The sequence below is a fragment of the Streptomyces sp. NPDC002701 genome, assembly GCF_042889045.1.
Lineage (GTDB): Bacteria > Actinomycetota > Actinomycetes > Streptomycetales > Streptomycetaceae > Streptomyces.
The window spans coordinates 146,537-170,737 of the sequence record NZ_JBIAQL010000009.1; the positions used below are offsets into that span (position 1 = coordinate 146,537).

19 protein-coding genes are annotated in these 24,201 nt (G+C 71.3%); 15 read left to right on the plus strand and 4 right to left on the minus strand.

Annotated features, from left to right (window positions below; all coding sequences use genetic code 11):
- Nucleotides 1-25 precede the first annotated feature (25 nt).
- From ACFYXC_RS24225 to mutM, 5 genes are all read left to right on the plus strand, one after another.
- Nucleotides 26-1,138 (plus strand): ATP synthase F0 subunit B, encoded by a 1,113-nt coding sequence (locus ACFYXC_RS24225; RefSeq protein WP_389554011.1) that lies wholly within the window; start codon nt 26-28, stop codon nt 1,136-1,138.
- A 123-nt stretch (nt 1,139-1,261) separates the two neighbouring features.
- Entirely contained in the window at nt 1,262-1,915 is a 654-nt protein-coding gene (locus tag ACFYXC_RS24230) for a YceD family protein (protein ID WP_388911499.1), read from the plus strand.
- Nucleotides 1,916-1,917: 2 nt separating this feature from the next.
- On the plus strand, nt 1,918-2,091 hold the full coding sequence (gene rpmF, locus ACFYXC_RS24235; protein WP_028802425.1) for a 50S ribosomal protein L32: 174 nt from the start codon (nt 1,918-1,920) through the stop codon (nt 2,089-2,091).
- Between the two features lie 7 nt (nt 2,092-2,098).
- Nucleotides 2,099-3,088, plus strand: a complete 990-nt coding sequence (gene rnc / locus ACFYXC_RS24240) for a ribonuclease III (protein ID WP_389554012.1) — start codon at nt 2,099-2,101, stop codon at nt 3,086-3,088.
- A gap of 265 nt (nt 3,089-3,353) precedes the next feature.
- A complete protein-coding gene (gene mutM, locus ACFYXC_RS24245; RefSeq protein WP_388911209.1) occupies nt 3,354-4,214 on the plus strand; it encodes a bifunctional DNA-formamidopyrimidine glycosylase/DNA-(apurinic or apyrimidinic site) lyase in 861 nt (286 codons plus the stop codon).
- Here mutM and ACFYXC_RS24250 read toward each other — a convergent pair.
- Both ACFYXC_RS24250 and ACFYXC_RS24255 read right to left on the minus strand, forming a co-directional pair.
- Nucleotides 4,187-4,585, minus strand: a complete 399-nt coding sequence (locus ACFYXC_RS24250; RefSeq protein WP_388911212.1) for a winged helix-turn-helix transcriptional regulator — start codon at nt 4,583-4,585, stop codon at nt 4,187-4,189. The two genes, mutM and ACFYXC_RS24250, sit on opposite strands and share 28 nt — an antisense overlap.
- A 109-nt stretch (nt 4,586-4,694) precedes the next feature.
- On the minus strand, nt 4,695-5,846 hold the full coding sequence (locus ACFYXC_RS24255; RefSeq protein WP_389554013.1) for a CAP domain-containing protein: 1,152 nt from the start codon (nt 5,844-5,846) through the stop codon (nt 4,695-4,697).
- Nucleotides 5,847-5,978: 132 nt separating this feature from the next.
- On the opposite strand from ACFYXC_RS24255, the gene ACFYXC_RS24260 reads away from it, so the two are divergent.
- From ACFYXC_RS24260 to ACFYXC_RS24275, 4 genes are all read left to right on the plus strand, one after another.
- The gene (locus tag ACFYXC_RS24260) at nt 5,979-6,260 is read left to right on the plus strand and encodes an acylphosphatase (RefSeq protein WP_388911218.1); all 282 of its coding nucleotides are present in this window, start codon (nt 5,979-5,981) and stop codon (nt 6,258-6,260) included.
- A gap of 389 nt (nt 6,261-6,649) precedes the next feature.
- Complete coding sequence (locus ACFYXC_RS24265; protein ID WP_028802434.1) at nt 6,650-6,853, plus strand: hypothetical protein; 204 nt, start codon at nt 6,650-6,652, stop codon at nt 6,851-6,853.
- Between the two features lie 214 nt (nt 6,854-7,067).
- Nucleotides 7,068-10,766, plus strand: coding sequence for an AAA family ATPase (locus ACFYXC_RS24270; protein ID WP_389554014.1), 3,699 nt, complete (start codon nt 7,068-7,070; stop codon nt 10,764-10,766).
- A gap of 340 nt (nt 10,767-11,106) precedes the next feature.
- Nucleotides 11,107-12,525, plus strand: a complete 1,419-nt coding sequence (locus tag ACFYXC_RS24275) for a sugar porter family MFS transporter (protein WP_389554015.1) — start codon at nt 11,107-11,109, stop codon at nt 12,523-12,525.
- A gap of 94 nt (nt 12,526-12,619) precedes the next feature.
- Here the strand turns inward: ACFYXC_RS24275 and ACFYXC_RS24280 are convergent, their stop codons facing one another.
- Nucleotides 12,620-13,600, minus strand: a complete 981-nt coding sequence (locus tag ACFYXC_RS24280; protein WP_389554016.1) for an LLM class flavin-dependent oxidoreductase — start codon at nt 13,598-13,600, stop codon at nt 12,620-12,622.
- A gap of 361 nt (nt 13,601-13,961) precedes the next feature.
- On the opposite strand from ACFYXC_RS24280, the gene ftsY reads away from it, so the two are divergent.
- The gene (gene ftsY / locus ACFYXC_RS24285) at nt 13,962-15,152 is read left to right on the plus strand and encodes a signal recognition particle-docking protein FtsY (RefSeq protein ID WP_388911231.1); all 1,191 of its coding nucleotides are present in this window, start codon (nt 13,962-13,964) and stop codon (nt 15,150-15,152) included.
- A gap of 156 nt (nt 15,153-15,308) precedes the next feature.
- Here the strand turns inward: ftsY and ACFYXC_RS24290 are convergent, their stop codons facing one another.
- Complete coding sequence (locus tag ACFYXC_RS24290; RefSeq protein WP_388911234.1) at nt 15,309-15,962, minus strand: bifunctional DNA primase/polymerase; 654 nt, start codon at nt 15,960-15,962, stop codon at nt 15,309-15,311.
- Nucleotides 15,963-16,410: 448 nt separating this feature from the next.
- Here ACFYXC_RS24290 and ACFYXC_RS24295 point away from each other — a divergent pair, with 448 nt between their 5' ends.
- The 5 genes from ACFYXC_RS24295 (at nt 16,411) to ffh (ending at nt 24,177) form a co-directional block, all read left to right on the plus strand.
- Nucleotides 16,411-17,898 carry a hypothetical protein gene (locus tag ACFYXC_RS24295; protein WP_389554017.1) on the plus strand — a complete coding sequence of 496 codons (1,488 nt, stop codon included), beginning with the start codon at nt 16,411-16,413 and terminating at the stop codon, nt 17,896-17,898.
- A 411-nt stretch (nt 17,899-18,309) separates the two neighbouring features.
- On the plus strand, nt 18,310-19,650 hold the full coding sequence (locus ACFYXC_RS24300; protein ID WP_389554018.1) for an ammonium transporter: 1,341 nt from the start codon (nt 18,310-18,312) through the stop codon (nt 19,648-19,650).
- Complete coding sequence (locus tag ACFYXC_RS24305) at nt 19,647-19,985, plus strand: P-II family nitrogen regulator (RefSeq protein WP_388911245.1); 339 nt, start codon at nt 19,647-19,649, stop codon at nt 19,983-19,985. Before ACFYXC_RS24300 ends, ACFYXC_RS24305 begins: the two co-directional genes overlap by 4 nt.
- Nucleotides 19,986-20,007: 22 nt before the next feature.
- Complete coding sequence (locus tag ACFYXC_RS24310; RefSeq protein ID WP_389554019.1) at nt 20,008-22,497, plus strand: [protein-PII] uridylyltransferase; 2,490 nt, start codon at nt 20,008-20,010, stop codon at nt 22,495-22,497.
- A 126-nt stretch (nt 22,498-22,623) separates the two neighbouring features.
- On the plus strand, nt 22,624-24,177 hold the full coding sequence (gene ffh, locus ACFYXC_RS24315; RefSeq protein WP_389554020.1) for a signal recognition particle protein: 1,554 nt from the start codon (nt 22,624-22,626) through the stop codon (nt 24,175-24,177).
- The last annotated feature ends 24 nt before the right edge of the window (nt 24,178-24,201 follow it).

A 24,201-nucleotide genomic window follows, 5' to 3' on the forward strand; every position in this document is an offset into this window, starting at 1 on the left:
AGCTGTAGAGAGTGGCGAGCACACGGTGGACGTGCAGAAGAAGCTCGATGAGATCGTCTCGGCGGTCGGCAGCGCCCGCTCCATGCCCATGTCGGCCTCGTGCGTGGTCAACCGCGCCGAGCTCCTCTCCCTGCTCGAAGAGGTGCGCCAGGCGCTGCCCGGCTCCCTCGCCCAGGCGCAGGAGCTGATCGGCGGCCGTGAGCAGCTGGTCGAGCAGGCCCGCATGGAGGCCGAGCGGATCATCGAGTCCGCGCACGCCGAGCGTGGCTCGCTGATCTCCGACACCGAGATCGCCCGCCGCTCGCAGAACGAGGCCGACCGGATCCTGGCCGAGGCCCGCAAGGAGGCCGAGGAGGTCCGCGCCGAGGCCGACGAGTACGTCGACTCCAAGCTCGCCAACTTCGAGGTCGTGCTCACCAAGACCCTCGGCTCGGTCGGCCGCGGCCGCGAGAAGCTCCTCGGCACCGGGCCCGGCACCGACGAGCAGGGGTACGAGGACGAGGACGCCCCCGAGCGCAGCCACGACCCCGAGACCCTGCGCCGCAACGCCGACGAATACGTCGACGTCAAGCTCGGCGCCTTCGAGGCCGTCCTCGCCAAGACCCTGGACGCCGTCGGCCGGGGCCGCCAGAAGCTGCACGGCCGCATCGCCAGCGACGACCTGGGCGACCTGGTCCCCTTCGGGGAGGACGGGACGCCGGGGCAGCACACCACCGACGCCGAGTTCCTGGACGGCCTCGCGGAGATCCCCGAGCAGTCCGCCCGGCCCCGGGCCGCCGACCAGGTACGGCCCCCGGTGGATCACCCGGCGGGCCCGCCCCACCAGCAGCAGTACGCACAGCAGGACGCCTACGCGTACCAGCAGCAGCACACCACCGACCAGTACGGCTACCAGCAGCAGTACGCGCAGCAGGACGGCTACGGCTACCAGCAGAACGCCGACCCGTACGCCGCCTACCCGCAGCAGGGCTACGACCAGCAGGCCGCGTACGACCAGGGCGGACAGCAGGCGTACCCGTCGTCGCCCCAGACACCCCAGGCGCCGCAGGCGCACGAGAACGCGCTCGACGAGACCAGCCTCTTCGACACCACCATGATCAGCGCGGAGCAGCTGCGGGCGTACGAACAGGGCCGCTGACGCCGGATTGGGCCGAGAGCGAAAGGTCCAGTATCCTGGCTCTTCGGTCGTGTGCACATCCGCGATCAACGCTGCCCGGTGAACACCGAGGGCAGTGCTCCGAGTTCAAGATCGAAAGCAGGAATGGCTCTGAACGCCCGCCTCGACCACCGCAACCCTCTCGTGTTCGACACACACGAGCTGGGACGGCGTCCCGGTGCGCTGCAGCGCCTGACCCGCGAGATCGACGCTCCCGCGGATCTGGGTATCGCGGGGGTCATCGGGGTGCCGGAAGGCGCCCCGGTGAAGCTCGACCTCCGGCTTGAGTCGGTCATGGAAGGGGTGCTTGTCACAGGCACCGCCCGTGCACTGGCCAAGGGGGAGTGCGTAAGGTGTCTGGAGCCGGTCGAGCAGCAGCTCGAAGCGGATTTCCAGGAGATGTTCTCGTACCCTGACGCCGACGACCGGGGCCGTGTGAAAGCGGAGCCGGCCGACGACGCCGAGGATGATGAGGACACGCTCTTCATCGAGGACGGCTTGTTCGACCTCGAACCCGTGCTGCGGGACGCGGTGGTGCTCGCACTGCCGATGCAGCCGGTGTGCCAGGACGACTGCCCCGGCCTGTGCTCCCAGTGCGGAGCCCGGCTCGCGGACGACCCGGACCACCGTCATGACGCCGTCGACATCCGTTGGGCGGCACTGCAGGGACTCGCCGGTTCACTCGAAGATGGCGAGAAGGACGAGTTGGGCGGCGGCGCGCTTCCATCAGCGCACGCCGACGAGAAGCAGGAGAAGTAGCCGTGGCTGTTCCGAAGCGGAAGATGTCGCGCAGCAACACGCGCCACCGCCGGTCGCAGTGGAAGGCTGCGGTCCCCACCCTGGTTGCGTGTGAGCGCTGCCACGAGCCCAAGCAGCAGCACATCGCCTGCCCCGCTTGCGGCACCTACAACAAGCGCCAGGTCCTCGAGGTCTGAGCGGCTGGTGAGAGGCACTGTGTCCAGCCCCAAGAAGGCGGACGACGTCAAGGCGGAAGTCAGCGCCAAGGACGTCGGCGCCAAGAAAAAGGCGGAGAACACAGCCTCGTCCCACACCCTTCTGGAAGGGCGGCTCGGGTACAAGCTCGAGTCCGCCCTTCTGGTGCGTGCACTGACCCACCGTTCGTACGCGTACGAGAACGGCGGTCTGCCGACCAACGAACGCCTGGAGTTCCTCGGGGACTCCGTGCTCGGCCTCGTGGTCACGGACACGCTGTACCGCACCCACCCCGACCTGCCCGAAGGCCAGCTGGCCAAGTTGCGGGCCGCGGTGGTCAACTCGCGTGCGCTTGCGGAGGTGAGCCGTGGGCTCGACCTCGGCTCCTTCATCCGGCTCGGCCGGGGCGAAGAGGGCACGGGGGGCCGGGACAAGGCATCCATCCTCGCCGACACCCTCGAAGCGGTGATCGGCGCTGTCTATCTCGACCAGGGTCTGGACTCGGCGGGCGAACTCGTCCACCGGCTCTTCGACCCGCTGATCGAGAAATCCTCGAACCTGGGCGCGGGCCTGGACTGGAAGACCAGTCTCCAGGAGCTCACGGCGACCGAGGGGCTCGGTGTTCCCGAGTACCTGGTCACCGAGACCGGCCCGGACCACGAGAAGACCTTCACCGCTGCTGCCCGCGTCGGAGGCGTCTCGTACGGCACCGGCACCGGCCGCAGCAAGAAGGAGGCGGAGCAGCAGGCCGCGGAGTCCGCTTGGCGGGCCATCCGCTCCGCCGCGGACGAACGGGCGGCGGCAGCCGCGGCGGCCTCGGCCGCCGAGGCGGCAGCTCCGACGTCGGCCGAACCGATTGAGGCAGCCGAACCGGTCGAGGCGGCCGAGCCGGCTGAACCGGTCGAGGCGGTCGGACCGGCCGGATCGGTCAAGGCGGCCGAGGAGGAGACGCTCGACGCCTCCCCGGCACCGGCGTCCGACCCGGCGGCTTCCGCCTGACGTAACAGCCTTTGCCCGTTCCCGTCCGCCGGGGGCGGGCGAAGCTGTTCACCGGCGCGCGGAGCGCCCTGAAGGGGCGCGGGGAACTGCGCGACCGGCCCCGTGGGACCGCGGCCGGCAGCGGAGTTCCCGGCACGGCGTCGGCCGCCGTCACCGCACCGGCTGCCGGGGGCGACGACCTCGTCCCGCGCCACCAGAGGTACGCTGCGGGCGCGCGCCGCCCAGACGCCGCCCACCCGACCGGCCACCCTCCGGAGGAGACACCGTGCCCGAACTGCCCGAGGTCGAGGTCGTACGCCGTGGCCTCGAACGCTGGGTCAGCGGTCGGATCATCGCGGACGTCCAGGTACGTCACCCACGCGCGGTACGCCGCCACATCGCGGGCGGCGAGGACTTCGGAGCCCGCTTGAAGGGCCACCGCGTCGGGCTGGCCCAGCGCCGCGGCAAGTACCTCTGGCTGCCGCTTGCGGACTCCCCGAGCGCCGTGCTCGCGCACCTCGGCATGAGCGGACAGCTCCTCGTCCAGCCGTGGGACGCGGCCGACGAGAAGCACCTGCGCATCCGCGTCCGGTTCGACGACGGCCTCGGTACGGAACTCCGCTTCGTCGACCAACGCACCTTCGGCGGGCTCTCGTTGCACGAGACGTCGCCCGACGGCCTGCCCGACGTCATCGCGCACATCGCCCGTGACCCCCTGGACCCGCTGTTCGACGACGACGCGTTCCACGAGGCGCTGCGCCGCCGGCGCACGACCGTCAAACGCGCCCTGCTCGACCAGTCGTTGATCAGCGGCGTCGGCAACATCTACGCGGACGAGGCACTGTGGCGCTCACGGCTCCACTACGAGCGCCCCACCACCGGGTTCACGCGCCCGCGCACGGCCGAACTCCTGGGCCACGTACGGGACGTGATGAACGCGGCCCTGGCCGTCGGCGGCACCAGCTTCGACAGCCTCTACGTCAACGTGAACGGCGAGTCGGGTTACTTCGACCGCTCGCTCGACGCGTACGGCCGTGAGGGGGAGCCGTGCAGGCGCTGCGGCACGGTGATGCGGCGCAGGCCCTGGATGAACCGGTCCAGCTACTTCTGCCCGCGCTGTCAGCGTCCGCCGCGCGCGGTGTCGTAGCGCTCGCGCGCCCCCAGCACGTCGTCCATGTGCCCCTGCACGAACTGGATGAGGGACAGCAGCCGCCCGGCGACCTCGCGGCCCAGCGGCGTCAGTTCGTAGTCCACCCGCGGCGGGTTCGTCGGCTGTGCGTCCCGGTGCACCAGTCCGTCGCGCTCCAGGGCGTGCAGTGTCTGGGAGAGCATCTTCTCGCTCACGCCGTCCACGCGCCGGCGCAGTTCGTTGAAGCGCAGTGATCCCTCGGGCAGCGCCGCCAGCGCCCCCATGGTGAGCGCGCCCCAGCGTCCCGTGACGTGTTCGAGGGTCTCCCGGGACGGGCACGCCCTGGAGAACACGTCGTACGCGAGACCCGGCTGATCCGTGACGTCCATACCCCGAGCGTACTCGCAGGCAGCGCTGACCAGAGGTTTGCGCTAACCGGCACCCGGAGGCCACCGGTGGAACCGGACGGGACGAACCCGCCGCGTGTCCGCGCGGGTGTCAGTAGCCGAAGTCCTGCGTCCACCACGGGCCGCCCGACGCGAAGTGCGCGCCCACGCCGAGGGTCTTGAAGTCGCAGTTCAGGATGTTCGCGCGGTGGCCGGGGCTGTTCATCCAGGCTTCCATCACGGCGGCGGCGTCGGCCTGGCCGCGGGCGATGTTCTCCCCGCCGAGGTTGGCTATGCCGAGCTTCTCCGCCCGGTCCCAGGGGGAGGCCCCGTCCGGGTCCGTGTGGTCGAAGAAGCCCCTCGCGGCCATGTCCTCGCTGAAGGTCTCGGCCAGCGAGGCCAGCGAGCTGGACGCGGTCACCGGGCTGCAGCCGGCCTTGGCCCGCTCCTCGTTGACCAGGGTGAGGACCGTGGCCTCGGCCGTCGAGGGCGTGGAGACCTCCTTCGGCGGCGTCGTCCTGGCGGGCGCCTTCGTCGCCGGGGCCTTCGTGGCCGGCTCTTCCGTCTTCGACTCCTTGGCGGGAGCCTCGGCCGACGGCGTCGCGGCGGGCTTCTTCTCGGTCTTCTTCTCCGGAGCCTTCGTCGGCGAGACCGAGGGGGACGGGGAGCGCTCCAGGTCACGGCTCGTGCCCGGGTCGTCCGTGCGGTCGTCCGCGGAGCCGCTCGTGCCGCCCTGGGTCTCCACGTCGCTCGGCGTGTTCTGGGCGCGCACCTTGTCCGCGCCGCCCCCGCCGATCGAGAGGCTGTCGCTGCCCGGTATCAACCCGGACGCGACGGCGACGGCACCCATCGCGACGGCGGCCGAGACGCCGAGCAGTCCGGTGCGGACGGGGGTCACGGCCTTCTTGCGGCGGCGCTGGCCCCGGGGGCCGCGGTCGGGCGCGTAGTCGCCCGAGCCGTGGCGGGCGGTGTCGTCCGCCTCGAAGAGGTAGGTGTCGCTCTTCGAGTAGAGGTCGCCCGTCTCGTGGATGCCGCCCGGCGAGTCGTACAGGCCGGCGGTCGAGTACGGGCCGCCGGTCAGGTAGTCCCCGGCGGTGCGGTGGTCACCCGCGGTGGCGTAGTCACCCAGGCTTGCGTACTCGCCCGCGTCAGGGGTTCCGTAGCCGCCCGTGTACGTCTCGTACGACTGGTCGTACGTCTGTGTGACCCCGGTGGCGCGGCCTGTGGCGGCGCGGCCGGCGGCGGAGCGTCGGTGGCGTCCCATCTTCTGGCCTTCCTCAATCCTTGCGGTCAACGTTCCTCACCCGAACGAGTGAGGCTCATTGGGTCGGGACGGTACCCCATGGCGCAAGGGGAGGAAGTGCTCCGAGGGCAATTGGCCGGTTAGCGTGCAGCCATGAGTGAGCATGCACGGCTGGTCGCCTGGGTACGCGGGCGCGTCCAAGGTGTGGGTTTCCGCTGGTACACGCGAGCCAGGGCTCTGGAGATCGGCGGCCTGAGTGGTTTTGCTCTCAATTTGGAGGACGGACGGGTCCAGGTGGTCGCGGAGGGCCCGAAGGACGGGTGTCAGGAGTTGCTCAAGTGGCTCGTGGGAGACGACACGCCGGGCCGTGTCGACGGAGTCACTGAGATCTGGGACACGCCCAGGGGCGGTTACGACGGCTTCGCCATCCGCTGAGATCCACTCCCGCCGCCCCGTCGCGGCGCCCCGGCCGGGTCCGCGGGGCGTGCGCCGGACCCCTGCCCGAAGTGAAAAGCACCAGGTGGTTGCCAAGAAACACCTCGCCGTGGCAGGCTCCGGCAACAAGGATGATCTCCACGCCCCCGGGCCCCTGAAGTGAAGCCGCGCCGCCTTCGCCGGGCCGTGCGCCCAGGGTCGCCGCCCAATACGGGGCGTGATCGTGTTGACCGTCAAACTTTTTGGTGAGACGCTGAAAACCCCGCGCACCTTAGCTGTTTGGCATGTGGGAACGGCAGTAGAACTCAACACCGCCAAGCATCGCGGGTGCGATTCCCTCACGACCCACACCGCTTCGGTCGGTCACTCAGTGTGGAGGACCATCCATCATGGCAAAGGCGCTTCTCGGTTACGTCGGCGGTTCCGACCCGCGACTCATCGCCGAGATGCGACGGCTCCAGCAGCGCGTCCAGGACCTCGAATCCGAGCTCGTACGGATTCAGGCCGAGAACGACGCGCTCGCGGCTGCCGCGTCTCACGACTCGCTTCTCGAGAGCATCGACGTACCCCAGGCGGAGCCTGCGCTCACCTGATCACTGAACAGCGCAGTCACCAACAACAGTGAACAGGCTGCCCGTGTCAGCCGCTAACACAGTTGCAAGGGACGCTTCGGCGTCCCTTCTTTTTTGCGCCCGCGCTCCGTCGTCGACCGTTCATCCTCTACAACGTCTGATGTGCCCTGCACGTTCATGAGCGAAACCGCGCGTTCGTGGAGTGAGACGGACCCGGAAGGTAAAGTCCGGCTGCGTGCACCTCAAGGCCCTGACCCTGCGCGGGTTCAAATCGTTCGCCTCGGCCACCACGCTGCGGTTCGAGCCGGGCATCACCTGCGTCGTGGGGCCCAACGGCTCGGGCAAGTCCAACGTCGTGGACGCCCTCAGCTGGGTCATGGGGGAGCAGGGCGCCAAGTCGCTGCGCGGCGGCAAGATGGAGGACGTCATCTTCGCCGGCACCACCGGGCGGCCCCCGCTGGGCCGTGCCGAGGTCTCGCTGACGATCGACAACTCCGACGGTGCGCTGCCCATCGAGTACGCCGAGGTCACCATCACGCGGATCATGTTCCGCAACGGCGGCAGCGAGTACCAGATCAACGGCGACACCTGCCGCCTGCTGGACATCCAGGAACTGCTGTCCGACTCCGGCATCGGCCGTGAGATGCACGTCATCGTCGGGCAGGGCCAGCTCGACTCCGTCCTGCACGCCGATCCGATGGGCCGCCGCGCCTTCATCGAGGAGGCCGCGGGCGTCCTCAAGCACCGCAAGCGCAAGGAGAAGGCGCTGCGGAAGCTGGACGCGATGCAGGTCAACCTCGCGCGCGTGCAGGACCTCACGGACGAGCTGCGCCGGCAACTGAAGCCGCTCGGCCGGCAGGCCGCCGTCGCCCGCCGGGCCGCCGTCATCCAGGCCGACCTGCGCGACGCCCGCCTGCGGCTGCTCGCCGACGATCTCGTACGGCTCCGGGGGGCGCTGCGGGCCGAGGTCGCCGACGAGGCCGCGCTCAAGGAACGCAAGGAGGCCGCCGAGGCCGAGCTGAAGAAGGCCCTCCAGCGGGAGGCGGTGCTGGAGGACGAGGTGCGGCGGCCCGCCCCGCGCCTGCAGCGCGCCCAGCAGACCTGGTACGAGCTGTCCCAGCTGGCGGAGCGGGTGCGCGGCACGGTCTCGCTGGCGGACGCCCGGGTGAAGAGCGCCACCGCCCAGCCGCCGGAGGAGCGGCGCGGACGCGACCCGGAGGACATGGAGCGCGAGGCCGAGCGGGTGCGTGAGCAGGAGGCCGAGCTGGAGGCCGCCCTGGAGGCCGCCGAGCACGCCCTGGAGGACACGGTCGCCCACCGGGCCGACCTGGAGCGCGAACTGGCGGTGGAGGAGCGGCGCCTGAAGGACGTGGCGCGAGCCATCGCCGATCGCCGTGAGGGCCTGGCCCGGCTGAGCGGGCAGGTCAACGCGGCCCGTTCGCGCGCCGCCTCCGCCCAGTCCGAGATCGACCGCCTCGCCGCCGCCCGCGACGAGGCACAGGACCGCGCGGCCACCGCCCAGGAGGAGTACGAGCAGCTCAAGGCGGAGGTCGACGGCCTGGACGCGGGCGACGAGGAACTCTCCGCACAGCACGAGGCCGCCAGGACCGCTCTCGCCGACGCCGAGTCCGCGCTGACCGCGGCGCGCGAGGCGGCCACGTCGGCCGAACGCAGGCGCGCGGCCACCCAGGCCCGCCACGAGGCCCTGGCCCTGGGGCTGCGGCGGAAGGACGGCACCGGAGCGCTGCTCGAGGCGAAGGACCGGCTGTCCGGTCTGCTCGGCCCCGCCGCCGAACTGCTCTCGGTCGCCCCGGGCCACGAGGTCGCGCTGGCGGCGGCCCTCGGTGCCGCGGCGGACGCGATCGCGGTGACCACGCCCGCCTCGGCGGCGGACGCCATCCGCCTGCTCCGCAAACAGGACGCGGGACGGGCCGCGCTCCTGCTGGCCGGAGCACCGGAGCCCGCGGACGCGCCGCGGGCCACCGCCTCCGCGGCCGCGGACGGCCCCCCGCCCCGTCCGGTGCCGGACGCGCCCGCGGCGGACGACGGCCCCCGAGGCGGTCCCGCCGGTCAGGGTGATCTGCCGGGCGCCGACGGCGGCTTCGGCGGACAGCCGCACGCGCCGGCCGGCGGGGCGCCGTTCGCCGCCGATCTCGTGCGGGCGCCGTCCGATCTCGCGCCCGCCGTACGGCGACTGCTGCGCGGCATCGTCGTGGTGGGGACGCTGGAGGACGCCGAGGATCTCGTCCACGCGCGCCCGGAGCTGACCGCCGTGACCGCCGAGGGCGACCTGCTCGGGGCGCACTTCGCGCAGGGCGGTTCCGCCGGAGCGCCCAGCCTGATCGAGGTGCAGGCATCGGTCGACGAGGCGGCGGCCGAGCTGGCGGAACTGGGCGTGCGGTGCGAGGAGCTGAGCGTGGCCCAGCGCCGGGCCACCGCGCTGCGCGGCGAGCGGGCGGCTCTCGTCGAGGAGCTGGGCGAGCGGCGACGGGCCGGTGAGCGGGAGAGGTCCCAGGTCGCCCAGCAGCTCGGCCGGCTGGCCGGACAGGCACGTGGCGCGGCGGGGGAGGCCGAACGGAGCGCCGCGGCCGCGGCGCGTGCGCAGGACGCCCTCGACCGTGCCGTGGAAGAGGCGGAGGTGCTGGCCGAACGGCTGGTGGTGGCCGAGGAGATGCCGGTCGAGGAGGAGCCCGACACCTCCGTACGGGACCGGCTCGCGGCGGACGGGGCCAACGCGCGGCAGACCGAGATGGAGGCCCGGCTCCAGGTGCGTACGCACGAGGAGCGGGTCAAGGGCCTGGCCGGGCGGGCCGACTCGCTCGACCGGGCCGCGCGGGCCGAACGTGAGGCCCGCGCTCGCGCCGAGCAGCGCCGGGCCCGGCTGCGGCACGAGGCCGCGGTCGCCGGAGCGGTCGCCTCGGGTGCGCGGCAACTGCTCAGCCATGTGGAGGTCTCGCTCGGCCGGGCGGACGAGGAACGCACGGCGGCGGAGAGCGCCAGGGCGCGACGGGAGCAGGACCTCGCGCTCGCCCGCAACCAGGGGCGCGATCTCAAGGCCGAACTCGACAAGCTCACCGACTCGGTGCACCGCGGTGAGGTGCTCGGGGCCGAGAAGCGGATGCGGATCGAGCAGCTGGAGACGAAGGCGCTGGAGGAGCTGGGCGTCGAACCGGAAGGGCTGATCGAGGAGTTCGGGCCCGGCCGGCCCGTACCGCCCTCGCTGCCCGCTGAGGGCGAGGAGCTCCCGGACGACCCGGAGCATCCGCGCAACCAGCCGCGTCCGTTCCACCGCGCCGAGCAGGAGAAGCGGCTCAAGGCGGCCGAGCGGGCCTATCAGCAGCTCGGCAAGGTCAATCCGCTCGCGCTGGAGGAGTTCGCCGCGCTGGAGGAGCGCCACCAGTTCCTCAGCGAGCAGCTGGAGGACCTGAAGAAGACGCGGGCCGATCTCCTCCAGGTGGTGAAGGAGGTCGACGAGCGGGTCGAGCAGGTCTTCACCGAGGCGTTCCGGGACACGGCACGGGAGTTCGAGGGGGTCTTCGGCCGCTTGTTCCCGGGCGGGGACGGACGGCTGATCCTGACCGACCCCGACAACATGCTGACCACGGGTGTCGACGTCGAGGCACGGCCGCCGGGCAAGAAGGTCAAGCGGCTCTCGCTGCTCTCCGGCGGGGAGCGGTCGCTGACCGCCGTCGCGATGCTCGTGTCGATCTTCAAGGCGCGGCCCAGCCCGTTCTACGTGATGGACGAGGTCGAGGCGGCGCTGGACGACACCAACCTGCAGCGGCTGATCCGGATCATGGAGGAGCTGCAGGAGGCGTCGCAGCTGATCGTGATCACGCACCAGAAGCGGACGATGGAGGTCGCCGACGCGCTGTACGGCGTGTCCATGCAGGGCGACGGTGTGTCCAAGGTCATCAGCCAGCGGCTGCGCTGACCCCTGCCCGAACGGCGGTACGGCGCGTACCGCCGTTCGCGGCGCGGCGCGGCGCGGCGGCGGGCGCCGGGCGCAGGCTGTGGCGTTCCCCGCGCCGGTTCCGGGGTATGCGTAGCTACGCGGTCTCTATCTCTTCAATACTTGAACACAAGTCTGTCACTCGGTGAGCTTTCTCTTCAAAGGCCCCCCTCTTGACTTCGAAACTTGAAGGCATAGTCTCTGCTTCGTTGCTTTTACCTTCAGGTGGTGGGTGGCGTAAACGTGTGCGCCACTGGAGACACCGTCCGGAAGGGCTCGCCCCCACCCCCGGCAGTGAGGCCGGTGGCCCGAGGAGTTACACGTGACCAGCACAGCGCAGCCACCCCCGTCAGGAGCCCAGGCGGCTCAGCCCGAACATCTCGGGCACGTCATCTTCATCGCCGCGGCGGCCGCGATGGGTGGCTTCCTCTTCGGTTACGACAGTGCCGTGATCAACGGCGCCGTCGAGGCCATCCGCGACCGGTACGACATCGGCTCCGCGGCCCTGGCCCAGGTCATCGCCATCGCCCTGATCGGCTGTGCGATCGGCGCCGCCACCGCGGGCCGGATCGCCGACCGCATCGGCCGTATCCGCTGCATGCAGATCTCGGCCGTGCTGTTCACCGTCAGCGCCATCGGCTCGGCGCTGCCGTTCGCCCTGTACGACCTGGCGTTCTGGCGGATCGTCGGCGGCTTCGCCATCGGTATGGCCTCGGTCATCGGCCCGGCCTACATCGCCGAGGTCGCCCCCGCCGCGTACCGCGGCCGGCTCGGCTCCTTCCAGCAGGCCGCGATCGTCACCGGCATCGCCATCTCGCAGCTCGTCAACTGGGGCATCCTCAACGCCGCCGACGGCGACCAGCGCGGCGAGGTCATGGGCCTGGAAGCCTGGCAGGTCATGCTCGGCGTGATGGTCGTCCCGGCCGTCCTCTACGGGCTGCTCTCCTTCGCGATCCCCGAGTCGCCGCGCTTCCTGATCTCCGTCGGCCGTGACGACAAGGCCCGCGAGGTGCTGCGCGAGGTCGAGGGCGACAAGATCGACCTGGACGCGCGCGTCGCCGAGATCGAGCACGCCATGAGGAGCGAGCACAAGTCGGTCTTCAAGGACCTGCTCGGCGGCACCTTCTTCTTCAAGCCGATCGTCTGGATCGGCATCGGGCTCTCGGTCTTCCAGCAGTTCGTCGGCATCAACGTCGCGTTCTACTACTCCTCGACGCTGTGGCAGTCGGTGGGTGTCGACCCGACGGACTCGTTCCTCTACTCGTTCACCACGTCGATCATCAACATCATCGGCACCGTGATCGCCATGATCTTCGTCGACCGGATCGGCCGCCGGCCGCTCGCGCTCATCGGTTCCGTGGGCATGGTCATCGGGCTCGCCCTGGAGGCATGGGCCTTCTCCTTCGACCTCGTCGACGGCAAGCTGCCCGAGACCCAGGGCTGGGTCGCCCTGGTCGCCGCCCATGTGTTCGTCCTCTTCTTCGCCCTGTCCTGGGGTGTCGTCGTCTGGGTCTTCCTCGGCGAGATGTTCCCGAACAGGATCCGCGCCGCCGCGCTCGGCGTCGCCGCCGCCGCGCAGTGGATCGCCAACTGGGCCATCACCGCGAGCTTCCCGTCGCTGGCCGACTGGAACCTCTCCCTGACCTACGTGATCTACACGGTCTTCGCCGCCCTCTCCATCCCGTTCGTGCTCAAGTTCGTGAAGGAGACGAAGGGCAAGACGCTGGAGGAGATGGGCTGACCCGGCCCCGGCCCCGGAACTCGGGGGGACGGGCCAAGTCCCCGCCGCCCTTCTCCCCGGACTCGTGAGCGACGTACCGCCCCGGCTCGACGGCCTACCGGCCCTTGAGCCGGGGCAGTACGTTCTCGCAGAACAGGTGCATGCTGCGCCAGCCCTCGTCGACGGGCATCCCGCCGGACAGCGGATGCAGTACGTAGCTGTCGAGGCCCAGCGCCAGGCACTCCTCCGGCGTCACGATCCGGTAGACACCCTCGGCGCGCAGCTCGTCCACCGTCGTGGCCGCCGACCGCACCGCCGACCTGATGTCGGAGGACTGCCAGGAGGCGTACGTCCGTGCCTCGTGCAGGAAGTGCCTCCCGTGCTCGGCCCAGGCGCGGTCCGGGTCCTCGGCGAGGTGCAGCAGCGGGGTGACCGCCGCGGGCATCATGGTCCAGCCCGCTGTCCCGTACTCGACGAGCAGCTCCTTGTAGTACGCCTCCAGCTCCGGCAGGTGCGCGCTCGGGAAGAACGGCAGTCCGAGCCGGGCCGCGCGCCGGGCCGCGGCCCTGGAGGAACCGCCCACCAGCAGCAGGGGGTGCGGGTCGGAGAAGGGCCGCGGAGTGATCCGTACCGTACGGCCCCGGTAGTCGAACTCCTCTCCGGTCCACGCCTTCAGCAGGGTCTCCAGGAGCTCGTCCTGAAGCCGGCCGCGGCGCTTCCAGTCCACGCCGAACAGGGCGTACTCCTCGGGGCGGTAGCCGATGCCCGCCACCGTGACGAGGCGGCCGCCGCCGAGCAGATCGAGTACGGCGATGTCCTCGGCCAGGCGCAGCGGCTCGTGGAGCGGGCCGATGATCGCCGAGACCGTGACCGCGATGGTGCGCGTCGCGCCGAGGACCGCGCCCGCGAAGGTGAACGGCGAGGGTAGCCAGTTGTTGGCCACGCCGTGGTGTTCCTCGGTCTGCACGGTGGTCATGCCGCGGGCGTCGGCGTAGGCGGCCATCTCCAGGGCGGCCTTGTAGCGGTCGCCGAGGGAGGCGGGTGTGGCGTCCGGTTCGACGAGGTTGAGACGTACGACCGTCACGGGCGCGGACATGGGAGGGTCCCCCTTCGCCGGGCGGGGTGGAACGGGGTCGTGGTGGTTCCGGTGCGGTGACGGTAGCTGACGGATCGTCAGGTGGCCAGGGGTCTGCCCGCCGAGGCGTTTTCGCCCCCGCCGCCCCTTCCCGTCCCGACCCTGGGGGCTGCGCCCCCAGACCCCCCTGTCGCGCTGCGCGCTCGTCCTCAATCGCCGGACGGGCTGAGAATCAGCCCGTCCGGCGATTGAGGACCGGGGGTTCGGGGGCGGAGCCCCTGAGGTCGGGACGGGAAGGGGCGGCGGGGGCGAGGAAACGGTTCGGGCAGGCCCCCGTGGGTGACGGACGGCCGCGAGGGTGGTCGCGCATACTGGACCCGTTATGGAAATCGTCATCCTTGCTGTAGTCATCGCCGTGGTCGTGATCGGCGCGCTCGGCGGACTGGTCGTCGGCAGCCGCAGGCGCAAGCAGCTGCCCCCGCCGCCCCCCGCCGCCCCCGACATCACCGCCCCGCCGGCCGAGCCGCACGTCGGCGACGAGGCCGAGACGCCGCGCGACGAACCGCGCCGCACGATAGAGGAGGTGGATCTTCCGGACACCTCGGCGACCGCTCCGGTCGTCGTCGAAGCACCCCCGGTCGAGGTCCCGGAACCGACCGCCGGCCGTCTGGTGCGCCTGCGCGCCCGGCTCTCCCGCTCGCAGAGCGCGCTCGGCCAGGGGCTGCTCACGCTCCTCGCGCGCGAGCACCTCGACGAGGACACCTGGGAGGAGATCGAGGACACGCTGCTCACCGCCGACGTCGGCGTGCAGCCCACCCAGGAACTGGTCGAGCGGCTGCGCGGGCGCGTGCGGGTGCTCGGCACGCGGACGCCCGAGGAACTGCGCGCCCTGCTGCGCGAGGAACTGCTCACGCTGCTGGTGCCCGACTTCGACCGCACGGTGAACACCGAGTCCGGTCTCGACACGCCCGGCATCGTGATGGTCGTCGGCGTCAACGGCACCGGCAAGACCACCACCACCGGCAAGCTCGCACGCGTGCTCGTCGCGGACGGCAAGCACGTGCTGCTCGGCGCGGCCGACACCTTCCGCGCCGCCGCCGCCGACCAGCTGCAGACCTGGGGCGAGCGCGTCGGCGCCCGTACGGTACGCGGTCCCGAGGGCGGCGACCCGGCCTCCATCGCCTTCGACGCCGTCAAGGAGGGCATCCAGGAGGGTGCCGACGTCGTGCTCATCGACACGGCCGGCCGGCTGCACACCAAGACCGGCCTCATGGACGAGCTCGGCAAGGTCAAGCGCGTCGTCGAGAAACACGCCCCGCTCGACGAGGTGCTGCTCGTCCTGGACGCCACCACCGGCCAGAACGGCCTGGTGCAGGCGCGGGTCTTCGCCGAGGTGGTCGACATCACCGGCATCGTCCTGACCAAGCTCGACGGCACGGCCAAGGGCGGCATCGTCATCGCCGTCCAGCGCGAGCTGGGTGTTCCCGTCAAGCTCATCGGTCTGGGCGAGGGCGCGGACGACCTGGCCCCGTTCGAGCCGGAGGCGTTCGTGGATGCCCTTATCGGAGAGTGAGATCGCGTACGACCGGTACGCGCACGAGGAAGAGCCCCGCCCCATGGTGCAGATGGAGTGGGGCTCTTCCGTATCGGCGGTCCCGTATCGGCAGTCCCGTACCGGCAGTCCCGTACCGGCAGTCCCGTGTCGGTCTCGGTTTCCGTACCGGTGGTCCTAGGCGCGGGACCGGTGCGCCACGTACGCCAGCGTGCCCAGCAGGAGCCGGGCGGCCGGCGGTTTCGTCGCCGAGTCGAGGGCGGGGGAGCGCAGCCAGCGGACCGGGCCGAGGCCGCCGCGGTCGGACGGCGGGGCGGTGATGTGCGCGCCGGGCCCCAGGGCGTGCAGGTCGAGGGTCGCGCCGTCCCAGCCCGTGCGGTAGAGCAGCTGCGGCAGTTCGGCCGCCGATCCGGGTGCGACGAAGAAGTGGGCGCGGCCCTCGGGGGTGACGGTCACGGGGCCCAGCGGGAGCCCCATGCGTTCGAGCCGGACCAGGGCCCGTCGGCCGGCGGACTCGGCGACCTCGATGACGTCGAAGGCGCGGCCCACCGGGAGCATCACCGCGGCGCCGGGGAACTCGCCCCAGGCCCGCGTCACCGTGTCCAGGGTGGCGCCCGCGGGGAGCACGGGTGCGAAGTCCAGGGGATGCGCGCCGCGGTCGGGGCAGTCGGCCCGGCCGCACGAGCAGGCTCCCGCGGCGGCGCGGGCACCCGGCACCACGTCCCAGCCCCACAGTCCGGTGAACTCGGCCACGGCGGTGCACTCCGAGGAGCGGCCGCGGCGACGCGAGCCGGACCGGATGTCACGGATACCGCCGATCGTGAAGTCCATGCCCCCTCCAACGGGTCCAGCGCGCCCGTGGTTACGTCACGGGGTCAGCTCGTCACTCTCTGTGTTCATCGGTGCCCATCGACGCACGGTTCACACGGCGCTCAGAAGTGCCGCAGGTGGTGCGCTCGATTGCATGCGCCCCGGTGTGCATCCCTGCACCCACTCGCGGCCGACATGTGTCAAGTGAATCGCGTGACGGCCACCGCGAGTTCATTCGAAGGGGTGGCGAATGGTGGCGTTTCCTGGATCGCCATGGCTGAGGCGGTGATTGTAGGATTACTGTGAGTGCACGAGCCCTGGGGACGCTTGAACTTGTGAGTATGCCGGAGGCAACTCGACTTCCCGTTCGATGGGTGACAACGGCCGGACGGGCGGCCCTGTTTACCGGCATTCTGGTAGGGCTTGGCGCACACAGCGCACAAGTGGGTTCAGGGATGGGGGCGTTCCAGTGGGCGGCAACGGCGGAAGCGGGACGACCGCGACTGGCACGGACAAGCGCCCGAATGAGTTGTTGGGCTCGTGGTTCGTGCGCAGCGGCTGGTCCAAGGGTGAGCTCGCGCGTCAAGTGAACCGCAGAGCACGTCAGTTGGGCGCCAACCACATCTCGACCGACACCTCGCGTGTCCGCCGCTGGCTCGACGGCGAGAATCCCCGGGAGCCGATCCCGCGCATCCTCTCCGAGCTGTTCTCCGAGCGCTTCGGCTGTGTCGTCGCCGTCGAGGACCTGGGCCTGCGCGCCGCCCACCGGGCACCGTCCGTCTCGGGCGTCGACCTGCCCTGGACCGGCCCGCAGACGGTCGCCCTGCTCAGCGAGTTCTCCCGCAGCGACCTGATGCTGGCGCGCCGCGGCTTCCTCGGTACGTCCCTGGTCCTGTCCGCGGGACCCACACTCATCGAGCCCATGCAGCGCTGGCTGGTGCCCAGCCCCGCCACCCCACGCGACGAGCCGACCCTCTCCTCGGCCGCCTCCCGGCGCCCCGGCCGGCTCTCCCAGCCCGAGCTGGAGCTTCTCGAGTCCACCACCGTCATGTTCCGCCAGTGGGACGCCCAGTGCGGCGGTGGCCTGCGCCGCAAGGCGGTCGTCGGCCAGCTGCACGAGGTGACCGACCTGCTCCAGGAACCCCAGCCCGAACCCACCACCCGCCGGCTCTTCAAGGTCGCCGCCGAACTGGCCGAGCTGGCGGGCTGGATGAGCTACGACGTGGGGCTCCAGCCCACCGCGCAGAAGTACTTCGTCCTCGCCCTGCACGCCGCCAAGGAAGCCGCCGACCGGCCGCTGGGCTCGTACATCCTCTCCAGCATGAGCCGCCAGATGATCCACCTGGGCCGGCCCGACGACGCGCTGGAACTGATCCACCTCGCCCAGTACGGCAGCCGTGACTGTGCGAGCCCGCGCACCCAGTCCATGCTGTATGCGATGGAGGCCCGCGCCTACGCCAACATGGGCCAGCCCGGCAAGTGCAAGCGGGCCGTCCGGATGGCCGAGGACACCTTCGGCGACGCCGCGGACTTCGACGAGCCCGAACCCGACTGGATCCGCTTCTTCTCCGAGGCCGAGCTGCACGGCGAGAACAGCCACTCCTACCGCGACCTCGCCTACGTCGCGGGCCGCAGCCCCACCTACGCCTCACTGGCCGAGCCCGTCATGCAGAAGGCCGTCAGCCTCTTCGAGGGTGACCTCGAGCACCAGCGTTCGTACGCACTCAACCTCGTCGGGATGGGCACGGTCCACCTGCTCCGGCGGGAGCCGGAGCAGAGCACGGTCCTGGTGCGCAAGGCCCTCACCATCGCCAAGAAGGTGCGCTCCGAGCGGGTCAACACTCGTATCCGAAAAACCGTCGACACAGCCGTACGCGACTTCGGTGACCTCGCCGCCGTCGTCGACCTGACCGAGCAGCTCGCCGTCGACCTGCCGGAGACCGCCGAGGCGGTCTGACCCCCGAGTACGCCGGCCGCGACCGCCCGTCCATAACAGCCCGACTCGGCTCCCCCGCCAGGTCATCGGACGGACGGCCGCGGCCGGTCACCTTTTCGCGGCTGGACCGGCGCCGCTCCCGCGCAGGTGGCTCGGCGCCGTCGTGAGGGCGCGATCGACGGCCCGGCCCCGCGGTCGTCCAGCGCCCCAAGGGCAGCCGGGGAAGGTTGCGCCACGATAACGATCGGAAGCGCCGCGATCCGGCGGTTCATCGACGCGTAACACGTACGCCCTCTTCGTCACCCGGGCGAAACATGCAGGGGCGCCGGTCGAAACCGCGCTGCGCCAATCTCTGGCACATAACCGGCCCACCCCTCACAACCGCTCATGGCTTCGCCCGCACGGGGCCGTACCAACGACGAGGAGACGCCGATGGCACCAGCCATCACGCTTGCCGCAGACGCTCCCACGCTGTCTGCCGCCAACACCGGGTTCATGCTCATCTGTTCCGCCCTGGTGCTGATCATGACTCCCGGTCTGGCCTTCTTCTACGGAGGCATGGTCCGGGTCAAGAGCACCTTGAACATGCTCATGATGAGCTTCATCAGCATGGGGATCGTCACGATCCTGTGGGTCCTCTACGGCTTCTCCCTCGCCTTCGGTACCGACTCGGGCGGCGTCATCGGCTGGTCCTCGGACTTCGTCGGCCTCAGCGGCATCGGCAAGGTGGAGCTCTGGGACGGCTACACCATCCCGATCTACGTCTTCGCCGTCTTCCAGCTGATGTTCGCGATCATCACGCCCGCCCTGATCAGCGGCGCGCTCGCGGACCGCGTGAAGTTCACGGCCTGGTCGCTGTTCGTCGCGCTGTGGGCCACGGTCGTCTACTTCCCCGTCGCGCACTGGGTCTGGGGCGCCGGCGGCTGGGCCTTCGAGCTCGGCGTCATCGACTTCGCCGGCGGTACGGCGGTCCACATCAACGCGGGTGCCGCGGCGCTCGGCGTGATCCTCGTGATCGGCAAGCGCGTCGGCTTCAAGAAGGACCCGATGCGCCCGCACAGCCTGCCGCTGGTGATGCTCGGCGCCGGTCTGCTGTGGTTCGGCTGGTTCGGGTTCAACGCCGGCTCCTGGCTCGGCAACGACGACGGCGTGGGCGCGCTGATGTTCGTCAACACGCAGGTCGCGACCGCCGCCGCCATGCTCGCCTGGCTCGCCTACGAGAAGATCCGCCACGGCGCGTTCACCACCCTGGGTGCCGCCTCCGGCGCGGTCGCAGGTCTGGTCGCGATCACCCCGTCCGGCGGCGCCGTCTCCCCGCTCGGCGCGATCGCGGTGGGCGCCGTCGCCGGTGTGCTGTGCGCCATGGCCGTCGGCCTCAAGTACAGGTTCGGCTACGACGACTCGCTCGACGTCGTCGGTGTCCACCTCGTCGGCGGCATCGCCGGCTCCCTGCTGGTCGGCCTCTTCGCCACCGGCGGCGGCCAGTCCGACGTCGCGGGCCTCTTCTACGGCGGCGGCCTCGACCAGTTCTGGAAGCAGTGCGCCGGTGTCTTCGGTGTCCTCGCCTACTCCCTCGTGGCCTCCGCGGTGCTCGCCTTCCTGATCGACAAGACGATGGGGATGCGCGTCCCCGAGGACGTCGAGGTCGCGGGCATCGACCAGGAGGAGCACGCCGAGACCGCATACGACTTCAGCGGCGCCGGCGGCGGCGCCGCCCGGACGGCGGTACCGGCCCCCGTCGCCGGCACCGCGAACAAGAAGGTGGACGCATGAAGCTCATCACCGCCGTCGTCAAGCCCCACCGGCTCGACGAGATCAAGGAGGCCCTGCAAGCCTTCGGCGTCCACGGCCTCACGGTCACCGAGGCGAGCGGTTACGGTCGTCAGCGGGGCCACACCGAGGTCTACCGCGGTGCCGAGTACACCGTCGACCTCGTCCCCAAGATCCGTATCGAGGTACTGGTCGACGACGCCGACGCCGAGCAGCTGCTCGATGTCATCGTGAAGGCGGCCCGTACCGGCAAGATCGGAGACGGCAAGGTCTGGTCCGTCCCGGTCGAGACGGCGGTGCGCGTGCGGACCGGCGAGCGCGGACCCGACGCGCTCTAGACAGAAGAACAGGAGCCACTGGGTGACGAGTACGGGCATGCGTACGGAAGCAGAGGACTCGGGACCCAGCGGCTACGCGGCGGCCCGGCTGCGCCTCCTCCAGGAGGGGGCGCGGTCCGGGCCGTCGCGCCGTGCGGCCCTCGCCGAACTGACCGACGACTGGCTCTCCGGTCTCTTCGACGCGGGCGCCGAGAAACTGCGCGGCGTCTCACTCGTCGCCGTCGGCGGCTACGGGCGCGGCGAACTCTCCCCGCGCAGCGACCTCGACCTGCTGCTCCTGCACGACGGCAGCGCCGACAGCGCGGCGGTGGCCTCGCTCGCCGACCGCATGTGGTACCCGATCTGGGACCTCGGACTCGACCTCGACCACTCCGTCCGCACGCCCGCCGAGGCGCGCAGGACGGCGGGCGAGGACCTCAAGGTGCAGCTCGGTCTCCTCGACGCCCGGCACCTCGCCGGCGACCTCGGCCTGACCGCCGGACTGCGTACGGCCGTCCTCGCCGACTGGCGCAACCAGGCGCCGAAACGCCTCCCCGAACTCCAGGAACTGTGCGCCGAGCGCGCCGAGCGCCAGGGCGAGCTGCAGTACCTCCTCGAACCCGACCTCAAGGAAGCCCGCGGCGGCCTGCGCGACGCCACCGCGCTGCGTGCCGTCGCCGCCTCCTGGCTCGCCGACGCCCCCCGCGAAGGACTGTCCGACGCCCGCAGGAGCCTCCTCGACGTCCGTGACGCGCTGCACCTCGCCACCGGCCGCGCCACCGACCGCCTCGCCCTCCAGGAGCAGGACCAGGTCGCCGCGGAACTCGGCCTGCTGGACGCCGACACCCTGCTCCGCCAGGTGTACGAGGCCGCCCGCGTCATCTCGTACGCCAGTGATGTCACCTGGCGCGAGGTGGGGCGCGTGCTGCGGTCGCGCGCCGTACGGCCGCGGCTGCGCGCCATGCTGGGCGGTGGGCGCGCCCTCGGTGGCGGCAAACCGGCCCCCGAACGCTCACCGCTGGCGGAGGGCGTCGTCGAGCAGGACGGCGAGGTCGTCCTCGCGCGAGCCGCCCGGCCCGACCGCGACCCCGTACTGCCGCTGCGGGCCGCCGCCGCTGCCGCCCAGGCCGGCCTGCCGCTCTCGCTGCACGCGGTCCGCCGGATGGCCGCCGCGGCCCGTCCGCTGCCCACGCCGTGGCCCGCCGAGGCCCGCGAGCAGCTCGTCACGCTGCTCGGCTCGGGGCCCTCGACCATCGAGGTCTGGGAGGCACTGGAAGCGGAAGGGCTGATCACCCGGCTGCTGCCCGACTGGGAGCGCGTCCGCTGCCGGCCGCAGCGCAACGCCGTCCACATCTGGACCGTCGACCGCCACCTGATCGAGACGGCCGTCCGCGCCGCCGAGTTCACCCGCCGCGTCCACCGCCCCGACCTCCTCCTGGTCTCCGCCCTGCTGCACGACATGGGCAAGGGCTGGCCCGGCGACCACTCGGTGGCCGGCGAGATCATCGCGCGGGACGTGGCGGCCCGTATCGGCTTCGACCGCACGGACGTGGCGACCCTCGCCACGCTCGTACGCCATCACCTGCTGCTCATCGAGACGGCGACCAGGCGCGACCTGGAGGACCCGGCGACCGTACGTTCCGTCGCGGACGCGGTCGGCTCGCAGGGCACGCTGGAACTGCTGCACGCGCTCACCGAGGCGGACGCGCTGGCCACCGGTCCCGCCGCCTGGTCCTCCTGGCGCGCGTCCCTCGTCGCCGACCTGGTCAAACGGGTCTCCGCCGTGCTCGCCGGCGACGACCCCGAGGAGCCCGAGGCGGCGGCGCCCACCGCCGAGCAGGAGCGGCTCGCCATCGAGGCGTTCCGCACCGGCGGACCCGTGCTCGCGCTGCGCGCCCAGACCGAACCGCCCGCCGGCGAGCCTTCGGGGGAGACCTCCGGGGACCCGTCGGGAGAACCGGAACCCCTCGGCGTGGAACTGCTCGTCGCGGTGCCCGACCAGAAGGGCGTCCTGCCCGCCGTGGCGGGCGTCCTCGCCATGCACCGGCTCACCGTCCGGACGGCGGAACTGCGGGCACTCGACCTGCCCGACGGCGTCTCCGGCTCCGTCCTGCTCCTCGACTGGCGGGTGGCCGCCGAGTACGGGTCCCTGCCGCAGGCGGCCCGCCTGCGCGCCGATCTCGTACGCGCGCTCGACGGGTCCCTGGACATCGCCGGACGCCTCGCCGAGCGGGACGCCGCCTATCCGCGCAGACGGGGCATCGTGGCGCCGGCGGCCCGGGTGAGCGTGGCCTCGGCCGCGTCCCGGCTCGCCACGGTCATCGAGGTGCGCGCCCATGACGCACCCGGACTGCTGCACCGGATCGGACGGGCGCTGGAGGACGCGCAGGTGCGGGTGCGCAGTGCGTATGTCTCGACGCTCGGGGCCAACGCGGTGGACGCGTTCTATGTGACGGGACCCGAGGGTGACCCGTTGCCGGCGGAGCAGGCGGTCTCGCTGACGCGGACGCTGGAGGACACGTTGCGGGAGTAAGGGCGCGCGCTTCCGGGCCCTCCCGGGCGGAAGGCCGTGACGGGGTGGAGACCCTTGCAGGTGCGGGCAGATACCCTGGAGGGCGGACCTGCCCCCATGCCCCCTACTCGAGGACTCGCGACTGCCGTGTTCGACACTCTCTCCGATCGCCTCGCAGCGACATTCAAGAACCTTCGCGGCAAGGGGCGCCTGTCCGAGGCGGACATCGACGCCACCGCGCGCGAGATCCGTATCGCCCTGCTGGAGGCGGACGTCGCCCTGCCGGTCGTCCGGGCCTTCATCAAGCAGGTCAAGGAGAGGGCCCTCGGGGCCGAGGTGTCGCAGGCGCTCAACCCCGCCCAGCAGGTCATCAAGATCGTCAACGAGGAGCTCGTCGGCATCCTCGGCGGCGAGACCCGGCGGCTGCGCTTCGCCAAGCAGCCACCGACCGTGATCATGCTCGCGGGTCTGCAGGGTGCCGGTAAGACCACGCTCGCCGGCAAGCTCGGCAAGTGGCTGCAGGGCCAGGGACACGCTCCGCTGCTGGTCGCGTGCGACCTGCAGCGTCCGAACGCGGTGAACCAGCTCAGCGTGGTCGGCGAGCGCGCGGGCGTCGGCGTCTACGCGCCCCAGCCGGGCAACGGCGTCGGGGACCCGGTCCAGGTGGCCAAGGACTCCATCGAGTACGCGAAGCAGAAGCAGCACGACGTCGTCATCGTCGACACCGCGGGCCGCCTCGGTATCGACACCGAGCTGATGCGGCAGGCCGCCGACATCCGTGACGCGGTCTCGCCGGACGAGATCCTCTTCGTCGTCGACGCGATGGTCGGCCAGGACGCGGTCAACACCGCGGAGGCGTTCCGCGACGGGGTCGGCTTCGACGGCGTGGTCCTCTCGAAGCTCGACGGCGACGCCCGCGGTGGTGCGGCGCTCTCCATCGCGCACGTCACCGGCCGCCAGATCATGTTCGCCTCCAACGGCGAGAAGCTGGACGACTTCGACGCGTTCCACCCGGACCGCATGGCGTCCCGCATCCTCGGCATGGGCGACATGCTCACGCTGATCGAGAAGGCCGAGCAGACCTTCTCGCAGCAGGAGGCCGAGGCCATGGCCTCGAAGCTGGCCTCCAAGAAGGGCCAGGACTTCACGCTCGACGACTTCCTGGCCCAGATGGAGCAGGTCAGGAAGATGGGCTCCATCTCCAAGCTGCTCGGCATGCTGCCCGGCATGGGCCAGATCAAGGACCAGATCAGCAACCTCGACGAACGCGACGTCGACCGCACGGCCGCGATCATCAAGTCGATGACCCCGGCCGAGCGCCGGGAGCCGACGATCATCAACGGCTCGCGCCGTGCCCGTATCGCCAAGGGTTCCGGTGTCGAGGTCAGCGCGGTCAAGGGCCTGGTCGAGCGGTTCTTCGAGGCCCGCAAGATGATGTCCCGCATGGCCCAGGGCGGCGGCATGCCGGGGATGCCCGGGATGCCGGGCATGGGCGGCGGGGCCGGTCGGACGAAGAAGCAGCCCAAGAAGAGCAAGGGCAAGCAGCGGTCCGGCAACCCGATGAAGCGCAAGCAGCAGGAGGAGGAGGCCGCGGCGCGGCGGGAGGCCGCGGGGCAGGCCGGCGGTGCGTTCGGCCTGCCGGGCGGTCAGCAGCCGCAGGACTTCGAACTCCCGGACGAGTTCAAGAAGTTCATGGGCTAGGGCTTCCTCTCGCCTTCGGGGGCG